The sequence below is a fragment of the Pantoea sp. IMH genome (genome assembly GCF_000599885.1).
GTDB lineage: Bacteria > Pseudomonadota > Gammaproteobacteria > Enterobacterales > Enterobacteriaceae > Erwinia.
This window is the reverse complement of the sequence record NZ_JFGT01000005.1, coordinates 55,855-67,788: the sequence shown is the minus strand read 5'-3', so window position 1 is coordinate 67,788 and position 11,934 is coordinate 55,855. Positions and strand designations below refer to the sequence as shown.

Annotated in this window: 7 protein-coding genes; 3 read left to right on the top strand and 4 right to left on the bottom strand. The window is 56.3% G+C overall.

Going from position 1 to position 11,934, the window contains the following annotated elements; all coding sequences use genetic code 11:
• The first annotated feature begins 49 nt into the window (after positions 1-49).
• On the top strand, positions 50-1,378 hold the full coding sequence (locus EA20_RS0108460; RefSeq protein WP_024966412.1) for an MFS transporter: 1,329 nt from the start codon (positions 50-52) through the stop codon (positions 1,376-1,378).
• Between the two features lie 152 nt (positions 1,379-1,530).
• Here the strand turns inward: EA20_RS0108460 and EA20_RS0108455 are convergent, their stop codons facing one another.
• Positions 1,531-3,597 carry an AsmA family protein gene (locus tag EA20_RS0108455; RefSeq protein ID WP_024966411.1) on the bottom strand — a complete coding sequence of 689 codons (2,067 nt, stop codon included), beginning with the start codon at positions 3,595-3,597 and terminating at the stop codon, positions 1,531-1,533.
• A gap of 307 nt (positions 3,598-3,904) precedes the next feature.
• Here EA20_RS0108455 and EA20_RS0108450 point away from each other — a divergent pair, with 307 nt between their 5' ends.
• Complete coding sequence (locus EA20_RS0108450; protein ID WP_024966410.1) at positions 3,905-4,837, top strand: sugar kinase; 933 nt, start codon at positions 3,905-3,907, stop codon at positions 4,835-4,837.
• A 777-nt stretch (positions 4,838-5,614) separates the two neighbouring features.
• Positions 5,615-6,496, top strand: coding sequence for an alpha/beta hydrolase (locus tag EA20_RS0108445; RefSeq protein WP_024966409.1), 882 nt, complete (start codon positions 5,615-5,617; stop codon positions 6,494-6,496).
• A 33-nt stretch (positions 6,497-6,529) separates the two neighbouring features.
• On the opposite strand, the gene EA20_RS0108440 is transcribed toward EA20_RS0108445, so the two are convergent.
• From EA20_RS0108440 to hmsP, 3 genes are all read right to left on the bottom strand, one after another.
• A complete protein-coding gene (locus EA20_RS0108440; RefSeq protein ID WP_024966408.1) occupies positions 6,530-8,017 on the bottom strand; it encodes a pitrilysin family protein in 1,488 nt (495 codons plus the stop codon).
• A gap of 248 nt (positions 8,018-8,265) precedes the next feature.
• On the bottom strand, positions 8,266-9,552 hold the full coding sequence (locus EA20_RS0108435) for a dicarboxylate/amino acid:cation symporter (RefSeq protein ID WP_024966407.1): 1,287 nt from the start codon (positions 9,550-9,552) through the stop codon (positions 8,266-8,268).
• Between the two features lie 217 nt (positions 9,553-9,769).
• Complete coding sequence (gene hmsP / locus EA20_RS0108430; RefSeq protein WP_024966406.1) at positions 9,770-11,770, bottom strand: biofilm formation regulator HmsP; 2,001 nt, start codon at positions 11,768-11,770, stop codon at positions 9,770-9,772.
• Positions 11,771-11,934 lie beyond the last annotated feature (164 nt).

Below are 11,934 nucleotides of genomic sequence, written 5' to 3'. Positions count from 1 at the left end.
GACGCACTGCGTAAGATTCTTTTTCACGTATTACAAATAAGAAACTGCTATGCAAGCCTCCATCGCCTCATCGCCCGACGCCGGAAACGACGCCACGCCTGTCAACTCACGCGGTAAAGTGCTCGTTGCCTCGCTGGTCGGCACCGCTATCGAATTTTTTGATTTTTACATCTACGCGACGGCTGCGGTCATCGTTTTTCCGCATATCTTCTTTCCGCAGGGAGATGCGACCGTCGCCACGCTACAGTCACTGGCGACCTTTGCTATCGCGTTTATCGCCCGCCCAATCGGCTCCGCGCTTTTTGGTCACTTCGGCGATCGCGCGGGCCGCAAGGTCACGCTGGTCGCCTCGTTGCTGACCATGGGGATCTCGACGGTAGTGATCGGCCTGCTGCCGGGCTATGCAACCATTGGCGTCTTCGCGCCGCTGCTGCTGGCGCTGGCCCGCTTTGGTCAGGGTCTTGGCCTGGGCGGCGAATGGGGCGGCGCGGCGCTGCTTGCCACCGAAAATGCCCCGGCGAAGAAGCGCGCGCTTTACGGTTCCTTCCCCCAGCTTGGCGCCCCCATCGGCTTCTTTTTCGCCAACGGGACTTTCCTGCTGCTCTCCTGGCTGCTGACCGACGAGCAGTTTATGCAGTGGGGCTGGCGCGTTCCCTTTATTCTCTCCGCCGTGCTGGTGCTGGTTGGCCTTTACGTGCGTGTCTCGCTGCACGAGTCGCCCGTCTTTGAGAAGGTGAAAAAAGAGAAGAAGCAGGTCAAAATTCCGATCGGGACACTGCTGACTAAACATATGAAGGCGACGATCCTCGGCACCTTTATCATGCTGGCAACCTATACGCTGTTTTACATCATGACCGTGTACTCCATGTCCTATGGCACCACCGCTGCGCCTGAAGGGCTGGGCTTCCCGCGCAACACCATGCTATGGATGTTGATGCTGGCGGTGGTGGGTTTTGGCATTATGGTGCCGATCGCCGGCATGCTGGCCGATCGCTTTGGCCGCCGTAAAACGATGATTGTGATTACGCTGATGATTATCGCGTTTGCGATGATCTTCCCCTCGATGCTGGGATCGGGTAGCCCGGCGATGGTTCTGGCTTTCCTGGTCTTCGGACTGAGCATTATGGGCCTGACTTTTGGCCCCATGGGGGCGCTGCTGCCGGAACTGTTCCCGACGGAAGTGCGCTATACCGGCGCCTCATTTTCCTACAATCTGTCGTCCATACTTGGCGCGTCCGTCGCACCTTATATCGCCACCTGGCTGGCACATAACTATGGCCTGTTTTATGTTGGCGTCTACCTGGCGGCGATGGCCTGCCTGACGCTTATCGCGCTGCTGGCCAGCAAAGAGACGCGCCACGAATCGCTGTTCGATTAAGTTTGCCGGGCTGAACCAGCAGGAAAAACCCGGTGTGAAAGTAAAACGCCCCGCGCCATTTTTAGCGCGGGGCGTTTTTTCAGAAGCCGCAATCCCTGCAATAAACATCGTTAAACAACCCTGGCTAAGCGAGGCTCAGCCAGGGTGCTGTTTTATTTTCCGTTTTTCATCTGCTGCAGCACATTACTACACTGGTTATCTTCATTATCGCTGGGCGAAATCAGCGCCAGTAACGCCGCCGCTGGTGCCACCACAGCCCCCAGCGCAACGGCCGCCGCACCACGGGCAATCAGCGGCCCGGCCTTGACGCCCGCATCCGGATTTTTAAAAGTACCGCGCACGTAGAGCGGTGAACGCAGGGTAACGATGCGGATGCCTTTGCTCTCGGGATTAATCGAAAGATCCAGCCGTTCGTTGGCAAAGTTGGTGGTCCCGCTGATATTAATCACCGCATTTTGCGTATCGAAAACAAACAGCTGGCTGGTGGCCAGCCCATTGTTCACGTTCAGATCGGCGGCTGCGCAATTAATCCGGACTTCATCATCGCCAAACAGTTTGCCCACCACGTAATTGCCCACGTTCAGACCGACAATCTCCATCAGATTACGACTGATCACGCCATCGTTCATCAGCAGCTTCAGGTCGCCGTTACTGGTTGCCAGAATATCCGCCACGGAATTGCCAGTCCCTCTCAGCGAGGCATCGCCGTTAATCTGCCCCATACTGCTCTGCATCGCCTCCACGTCCGGGAAGAGCTGCTTCAGCTTAAGGTTACGGGCATGCAGATCGGCGCGGGCCCGCATCGGCGTCCGGTCTCCTTCCATTCGTATCGTTGAGTTGAGGTTTCCTCCCGCCATGCCGAAACGCAGCGGATCGAGCAGCAGATTGCCGTTCTTCAGCACCAGGTGCGTATAGAGATCGCTTAGCGGCAGCGAATTACTGTGCTCAATACGCGCGCCCCGGAACTTCACATCGGCATCCATGCTGTCCCAGTTTTTGGTCTCAAATTTATCATGTGGCAGCACGCGGTCGGCGGGCTGATTGTCAGCTTCACCACGCTTCGCCTTCGCCTGCTCGGTTTTTTCGCTGCCTTTTCCGGACTCTACGCCTATCAGCGGGCCTAAGTCCGCCATGCGCAGCTGGCGGGATGAGAGCGAACCTTCCAGTTTGGGCCGGGGTTTGCCCTGGGTATAGGTCAGGGTACCGTGAATATCGCTGTCGCCGATGTGACCATTAAATTTCTCATAACGAAACACCGGGCCGCCCTTCTGCTGGAAACGGGCAATCAGGCGTCCATCCGTTTCGTACGGCGGCGTATCGGGCAGCAGGACCCCCGTCAGACCATACAGATTGGCCAGAGTATCGCCGGAGAAGCGCAGGCGTAAATTCAGGCCGCCCAGATTTAACGGGTCCTGAAGGCTGCCCGCCGCCTGAACCCGCGTGGTGCCGTTACGCACGTCAACCTCAAGCGGAAAAGGGGTCGTTTTGCTGCGCAGGGAAAGCATGCCGCCGATTTTGCCCTCACCGGTCAGTTTCTCCTCGTTATAAGTTCCGTGAGCCTTCCAGCCGAAAACAAAATCAGCGGCACCCTCATTTTTAGCGCCGTCTTCGCTTCCTGTAATCTGGGTGAAAGGAACAGGTTTGCCTAATGGGTTGACCGTGACCTTCACATCCGCTTTGTTGATCGCATCCCGGTAGGCGATCTGGCTACGATCGAACATGATATTGTCGAGACGGAACGTCCAGGCGGAAGGCGTCTGCGCCGGATCGCTGTTTTCACTGCTGGCAAGATTGAAAGTCCAGTTGTTTTTCCCGTCGGCGGTCTGAATCAGCCGGGCGTCAGGCTGGGTCAGCTTAATCCATGGGATATAGACCTCTTTTCCCAGCAGCGCCAGTGGCGCCAGGGTAGCTTCTGCACGAGCCAGATGCACCATCGCTACCTCAGGAATGTCAGGCGGGTTACCGAGCAGAATATCTTCCGCGTGAAGCTGCGGCCAGGGGATCCAACTGCGCCAGCCCGGCTCTTCCCGGTTACGCGTCCAGGCCACGCCCAAATCGCCGCGAATGGCGAAGGGGCGGTTCAGCTCAGTCGACACTTTCTGATTAATGGTGGGCTTTAAACGGTTCCAGTCAAAAGTGGCGATAATGATTACCACCACGGCAATCAGCAGTAAAAAAATCCCGATAATCCAACTGATTATTTTCCCGGTGCGTGACATACCTGTTCTCCATGCTCACTTTTATCTTCTGTAAAGATAGTCGAGAGAGTCGGAAAGGGCATTAGCTCAGCCGACGCGCTACCTTTCCTCCTGCACGTAACAGGACCGACCGTCTGATTCTCCCGCTGAAACCTTATCGCCCGGCCAGGGTGAAACCGGATAAAATCGCTGTAAAAGCCTGGCGAAGGCGCAGAAAAGTGCAAAACGGGCGCGAAGCCACATTAAAAATAAAACGCTGTTTTAAAATATTGACTCGACCGCCTGCCACGGCGAAACTAGGGGCAGAATGGATTAAGGGCTGATGAAAATGACGCAGAAAAGAATCGCCGTAATCGGCGAATGCATGATTGAACTTTCCCAGAAAGAGAGCGGTTTAAGCCGGGGTTTCGGCGGTGATACGCTTAATACGGCGGTCTATATCGCCCGCCAGGTAGAAGAGGCGCAGCTGAGCGTCGATTATGTTACCGCGCTCGGTACCGACAGCTTCAGTCGCGAGATGATGGCCGCCTGGCAACAGGAAAAAGTGCAGACCGCGCTGATCCAGCAAATGGATAACAAGCTGCCAGGGCTCTATGTGATTGAGACGGACGCCAGAGGCGAGCGTACCTTCTATTACTGGCGCAACGACGCGGCGGCCCGTTACTGGCTGGAAAGCGATCGCGCAGAGGAAATTTGCCAGCAGCTGGCAGAATTCGACTATCTCTATCTGAGCGGTATCAGCCTGGCGATCCTCACGCCGCAGAGCCGTGAGAAGCTGATGACGCTGCTGTCGTCTTATCGCCGCAACGGCGGTAAGGTTATCTTTGATAATAACTACCGCCCGCGCCTCTGGTCATCTGCGGAAGAGACGCAGGCGGCCTATCAGGCGATGCTGGCCTGCACGGATATCGCCTTCCTGACGCTGGACGATGAAACCCTGCTCTGGGGCGAAGCGAGTGTGGACGAGGTGATTGCACGTACACGCGCCGCAGGCGTCAGCGAAATCGTGATCAAGCGGGGCGCGGAATCCTGCCTGGTATCACTGCCGGATGCGTCACTGATTGAGGTTCCTGCCGTTGCGCTCCCGGCCAGCAAAGTCATTGATACCACCGCTGCGGGCGACTCATTCAGCGCCGGTTATCTGGCGGTGCGTCTCTGTGGCGGCAGTGCAGAAGAAGCGGCCAGACGCGGTCATCTTACTGCCAGTACCGTTATCCAGCACCGTGGCGCGATCATTCCTCTGGCGGCGATGCCGGTCTGAGGTCACGCCCAGGAGCATCCTGACGGATGCTCCTGGTGTCAGCCCGTCCCGGCGGGGATTTTCTGGGTTAATCTGTCCGGATAACACATATCTCTCTGTCCGATTTACCCTGTCCAGACAGCATTATTTACTGCTAACCAGAGACAGCCTGCCCATAAAAATATGATTTCCCGCTTACCTGAGTCAGCCACCCAGACAGCATTATTTACTGCTAACCAGAGACAGCCTGCCCATAAAACATTATTCACTGCTTATTTGCGTCAGTTCATCCAGGCAGTATTATTATTTGCTTACCTAACTTAAATTATCCGGATAATAATTTTCCCACTGGTAAGTATCGCTGCATTAACCACACCTTATTTCAGCGGCCCGCCTCAGGGCAGTAATATTATTCAATACAGGATCTTCCTCACAGAAAATAATAACGACTTATCAGTAACGGAATTAAAGAATTTCTCCTGTACATCCTATCATGTTGAAATAACGCCAATGCATCCTTATGATTTTAAATGTAATTGATATCAACCCACTTAAATAATTGCAGTAATATTATTTATCATCAGTTTTTAGCCCTCCAGATTCAGTAGGTTACATTGCCGGGAAAAGATGCGGACTACCCCCCTGGGCCTGGTCTGATTTTGAGGAAAACGCGCGGCAAAAGCTGGACGCCTTATTTTAAAAACGGCACTGTCATCGCTATTCACACTCTTCCTGAAGGGCCAGCCCGTTATTTTACCGGCTGGCCTATACTTCACTCTATGCTGCTCAGGAGCGCCTATGAAAACTGACATTATTACCCTCTGGCCGCAGGGCGACGCCCCCGGCGCCAGCGACTCCCGCGTTCAGCCACAGATCGTCGATCTCGCAAAGGAGTATGAGCCCTACGATCGTGCCGCCAGCGGCGTAAGAAGCCCGGAGATCGCTTTCTGGTATCCCGAAGAGAAGAACGACAACGGCGTGACGCTGCTGGTCGCGCCCGGCGGCGGCTTTGAACGCATCATGATAGATAAAGAGGGCAGCGCGCTGGCGATGTTTTTCACCGCGATGGGCTATACGCTGGCGGTAATGACCTACCGTTTTCCGCAGGATGGCCATCACGAAGGCAGCGACGCACCGCTGGCCGATGCCCAGCGCGCCATCCGCGTGCTGCGTCACCGGGCCGCCCGCAGGCTAAACGGCAAGCATATTGTGATGATGGGCTTTTCCGCCGGCGGCTACGTTGCGGCCAGCGCCGGCACACGCTTCGGTGAAAAACTCTATCCGGTACAGGATATTGCCGACTCGCTGAGCGCCCGCCCTGACGCGATGGTACTGCTCTACCCGGTAATCAGCATGCGTGAAGGCCTGGCCCATCCGGGATCGCGGCTGCGCCTGCTGGGTGAGCATCCTGTTCAGCGGGAGATTGAGGCATATTCACTGGAAACACGGGTGACGGAGCAGACGCCGCAGACGCTCCTGATCCACGCCGTGAACGATGAGTCAGTACCGATCAATAACAGCATGGTGATGTTCAGCGCGCTGCGCGAGCATAAGGTCTCCAGCGAACTTCATTTCTACGAGAAAGGCGGGCACGGCTTTGGCATCCGTAACGTCGCCGATCTGCCGCTTGCGAGCTGGCCGATGCTGGTGAATGAGTGGCTGCGCGCCCGGGTCTGGTAGCCCGCAGAGCGGCATTACGCCGCCCTGCCGTCCTCAGTTTTGCTGGGCCGGGATATCGGACACTTCAGGTCGCGTTTCGTCTACCGCGACCGCCGGTTCCGGCAGCGGCGACATTACCGTCTGCCAGACCTGCTGCAGCGTTTTGACGTTGGTCTCCGGCTCGCCCTGCGGCTGCATCAGTACCATCGTCAGCTCCTGTGACAGCTGCTGACGCAGCTCCTGATTCATCAGAGAGAGCGTCAGGCTGGAAAGAAAGTGCTGACGCAGCTTCTGATACTGTTCCGGCGCGATATCCACCACCGCATTTTGCTGCGAACGCAGCCGCTGGCTCATCAGCACGTCGGTATCCGTCCGGGCATAAGTGGCAAACAGCTTGTTCAGCTCCATCGTTTTCTGCGCCATCAGCGCATCAAACTCATCCTGCGGCAGGCCGTTATCACGAATATTCGCCATCTCCTGGGCGATCAGCTTCAGGTTACTCTCCAGCGTGGCGTTATCCGCATCAATATTGATGGCGCACTGAGCGCGCTGAAAGAGTACACGGCAGTCGAAGCCTACCTGCACCTTCTGTGCTTTATTCTCCGATAAGACTTTCTGAACGTGCCAGAACAGCGCTTCGCGGGCCAGATCGCTCTGCCAGTAGCGCTGTAAGCTTTGCGACTCGCGAATTGGCTGCCAGGGGTTATCCCAGACCAGCGCCAGACGATCCTGGCGGAGCGCGCTGTTCACCAGATTGACCGGCTGCTGCGGCAGCGGAGAGAGAGTTGGCATCGGCGCGGGCGCTTCCCGCTTGCCCTCAAGCGCAGAAAACGTTTTGCCGATCTGCTCGGCCAGGCCGCGGCTGTCAACGTTCCCGACAACAAAGAGCGTCATGGCATCCGGCGTGTACCACTGCTGATAAAAGGCGGTCAGCTTTTGCGGGTCGACCGGCATGGTGGCTGGCGTGGCCGGATCGTGGCCGAGCAGCGTCGAACCTTTCAGACGGTAGCGCCACCAGACATCCTGGGTATTGCCCGGCCAGGTGGCGATAGGATCATCCGCATTCAGCGCGGTATCGATTGTCTGCTCACTGATGTTCATCTCGCCCGCGGTGGCGGCCAGCCAGTTGAGCGCCTCTTTCAACAGCTCAGGACGGTTGTTTGGCAGGCTCAGCGTATAGAGCGTGTGGTCGTAGGAAGTGAGCGCCGGCGGCTGTGGGCGATCGCGATCGATGCCCTGCTGCCAGAGCGAGCGCTGCTGCGCCGGATCCAGCCTGGCGTTGTGCACCAGCGCCAGACGGGGTAAAAGGTGGGTGAAACCGGTCTGCTGAGTACTTTCCACCAGCGAACCGGTATTGATCAGTAAGCGAACTTCAACGCGGTCACTTGGCCGCTGCGGCGTTGTCAGCACCTGCCAGCGGAAACCGTTATCGAGTTTCCCCTGCTGCCAGGCGGGATCGGGTTGGAGTGTTTCAGCCTGCACCGTGCCGGCGACGGCCAGCACTATCCCACCAATTAATAGACGCATTCTGGTGCCCTGCATGTGAACCCCTACTCAATCACAAACCAAAGAAATCACTGGTGATCTACGGCCTGTGGCTATCTATGGGAAGGATAACTCAGGAAAGCCGCTGTTTTTTTAACGAAGCAGCTTTTTAGACCACGCGCCGGCGAAGATGTCGCGTCACCGGGTGAGAAAATGATAAAAATCTGTGGGGGTTATTATGCAAATGCCCGCCGCGAGGGCAAGTCGCGGCGGGCATTTGTCGGGATATTTACGTAATTAGCAGCTTAATGAGAGATTTCAGGCTGCTTTTTTGCATTTTTGTGGGAAGAGAGCGTCTCTTTCATCTGCTTTTCATCCAGCTGTCCCACCCACTTCGCCACCACGACCGTCGCCACGCCGTTACCCACCAGGTTGGTCAGCGCACGCGCTTCAGACATAAAGCGGTCAATACCCAGAATTAACGCCAGGCCTGCTACCGGCAGATGGCCTACCGCAGAGAGCGTCGCCGCCAGCACGATAAAGCCGCTTCCGGTCACGCCCGCCGCCCCTTTTGAGGAGAGCAACAGCACCACCAGCAGCGTAATCTGATGGGTGATATCCATATGCGCATTGGTTGCCTGGGCAATAAACACCGAGGCCATCGTCAGATAAATCGAGGTGCCGTCCAGATTAAATGAATAGCCGGTGGGAATAACCAGTCCGACCACAGACTTTTTACATCCCAGATTCTCCATTTTTGCCAGCATCCGCGGCAGCGCGGATTCTGAAGAGGAAGTACCCAGAACAATCAGCAGCTCTTCTTTGATGTAGCCAATGAATTTGAAAATGTTAAAGCCGACAACCCGGGCAATCAGGCCCAGAACCACCACCACAAAAAGCACACAGGTGATGTAGAAGCAGATGATCAACTGACCCAACTGCACCAGCGAACCGACGCCATATTTACCGATGGTAAATGCCATCGCCCCGAAAGCCCCGATAGGCGCGAGGCGCATAATCATGTTAATGATGCCGAAAATCACCTGGGAAAAACTTTCGATAAAGTTAAATACCAGCGTGCCTTTGCTGCCCAGGCGATGCAGCGCAAAGCCGAACAGGATGGCGAAAAGCAGAACCTGAAGAATGTTGCCGCTGGCGAATGCGCCGATCACGCTACCCGGTATCACGTCGAGCAGGAAGGCGATCACGCCCTGCTGTTCAGCCTGCTGGGCATAAACCGCCACTGCCTGCGCATCCAGCGTGCTGGGATCGACGTTCATGCCAGCCCCCGGCTGCAGCACGTTAACCACGATCAGGCCGATAATCAGCGCCACGGTGCTGACAATTTCAAAATAGAGCAGCGCCACGGCGCCAGTACGGCCGACCGCTTTCATGCTCTCCATCCCGGCAATGCCGGTGACAACGGTGCAGAAAATGACCGGAGCAATAATCATTTTAATGAGCTTAACGAACGCATCGCCCAGCGGCTTCATTTGCGCACCCAGCTCAGGATAGAAGTGACCGAGCAGCACGCCGACGGCGATCGCCGTAAGCACCTGGAAATAAAGGCTTTTAAACAGGGATAATTTCATAAAATGTCCATACTGCGTGATGGCGGGTTATCGCTTGAGTTGTCAAATATCTGCGTGAAAATAACATCCTGTTAACGGGATTGATATAACTTGACACAGCGTACGGCGGTTGCAGAGATGGTTTTAAGAGCTGAATCACGTCAGCAAAATCCGCGGCGCCCTTTTTGCTAAAAAAAGCGCAGCAGCGTCGCTGTCAGATAAGGCTATACCGCGAATATTATGCTGATAAGGCGCGATATTTCTGGTTGAATATGGCGACCGGCAGCGCCTCCGAGTAGAGGTAGCCCTGGCCTATCTGGATACCCCGCGCCAGCAGCCAGTCGCGCTGCTCCGGCGTTTCCACCCCTTCGGCAATCACTTCCAGCCCGACAATCTCCGCAATGGCAGCCACGATGCGCACCATAGTGTCATCCTGCGGCAGCATATGGACAAAGCTGCGATCCATTTTCAGCTTGCTGACGGGCAGGGATTTAAACTGGCTGAGCCAGTTCAGGTTGGCGTGGCCCATGCCAAAATCATCCAGCGCCACGGCGATGCCGACCTGCTGGAGCTCGTTTAATAACCGCAGCGCCTTCTCCGGCTCGCCTACCTGCGCCGTTTCGGTAATCTCCAGCATCAGGCTGCCTGGCGCAATACGGTGCCGCTGGATCAGTTCACGGAGGTGCGCCACCATATCCGGTTCCCGCAGCTGCGTGGCGGAGAGGTTCACGCTCAGCGGCAGGGTAAAGCCCTGCGCCTGCCAGTCGTCCAGTACCCGGCAGGACTCCTCAAACACCCAGCGCCCCAGCGAACCTATGACGCCAATCTCCTCGGCGTTTGCGATCAGCTCTTCCGGCAGCGCCCAGCTGCCATCCGGCTGACGCTGACGCAGCAGCGCTTCGGCGCCCACCAGCCTGCCGCTGCGCATATCGACCTGCGGCTGGAGAAACAGCCTGAATTCGCCCTGCTCCAGCCCCTGCAGAATGTCATGCTCCTGCGTCAGGCGCTTATGCGCCCGCGCCATCATTGCCGGATCGAAGAACAGGATCTGATTTTTACCCTGCTGGCTGGCCGACATCATGGCCGAGGCCGCGCGGCTGAGAAACTCCTGGGCCGTGGTCTGGCTGGCAGCACGCTGCGTGATGCCGATGCTGAGCGCTGGCCGTAACTGCATCTGATGCAGCGTCACCGGCTGGTTAAGACGCATCAGCAGCAGCCTTGCCAGCCGTATGGCGCGGAAAGGATTGTTCGCCCGTTTCACCAGCAGCGCAAAATCACTGATGGAGAGCTGGCCCAGAATCGTGGCATCATCGGTGCAGCTACGAATTTTTTCCAGCAGGGTGAGCAACAGCACGTCCCGCTGTTCATCCGTCACCACGCCGTTTGCATCCTGCAACGTCTCGATGCGTACCACCATTACCGTAAAGATCTCATCGTCCGCAACGGCACTAAGGTGCTGCTCCAGCAGCGCCACAAACAGCGCTTTATTCGGCAGATTGGTCAGGGTAAATCGGGTCGTCTGCTGGCTCATTTCATCATGAAGCGACGCCACCACTTTCTGATTGCGGTTATAGCTGCGGATCAGCATTCCCAGTTCATCGTTACGGTGCCGGGCAGGTAGCGCCAGCTGATGCGTAATCACCGCCTGCGCCGGTAAATCCTGCAATTCATCTGCAATTTTCCGCAGCGGACGGACGATCAGCTTATTGATGCACCAGCTGATCGCCACGGAGAGGATCAGCGCCAGCAGCAGATAGGTGGTGACCATAGTTGAAACGGCGCTGAGGATAAACTGATAGACCCGCCATGAATCCGCCTGCAGGATCAGCAGTGCCATTGGCTTGGGATTAGCGGGCTCAACGGAATAGAGCGGAACGGTAATCTGTACCGGCAGTTCGAACACTCTGGCGATCAGCTCGGGTACCGGCCTCGCGGGTTCAAAGTTGGTATGCAGCGCCTGCAGCCCATCGGGCAGCACCACCTCCGCACGGGCCAGAATCCCCGCTGGTTTCAGCGAATTCAGAATTACTTCAGCCTGGTTAATATCCCCTTTCAGCACCGACTGTGACAGCGGTACCCGCACGGTATGCGCCACATTTTCCATCTGCTGGGCGTAGTCAATCCTGCGCTGCTGCACAAAATGAAATAGCTGAATGACGATAAAAATAGAGATGGTAACAACCGCAACGCCCGATATGGTCGCCATCTGTTTTATCGTTAACGAACGACTGACGCGCAAGCCTGCTCTCCAACATCCTGTATGCCGCCCCAGACGGGCAGCAAAAACTGTCCTGAGTATATCGTATGGCGGGCAGTTGTTAAGTTATCCCGCACGTTAACCGTCGGATTAAGGGTTTTCCGAGGAAAATGCGGCCAGTATGGCCCCGGACGTCCGGATAAAAC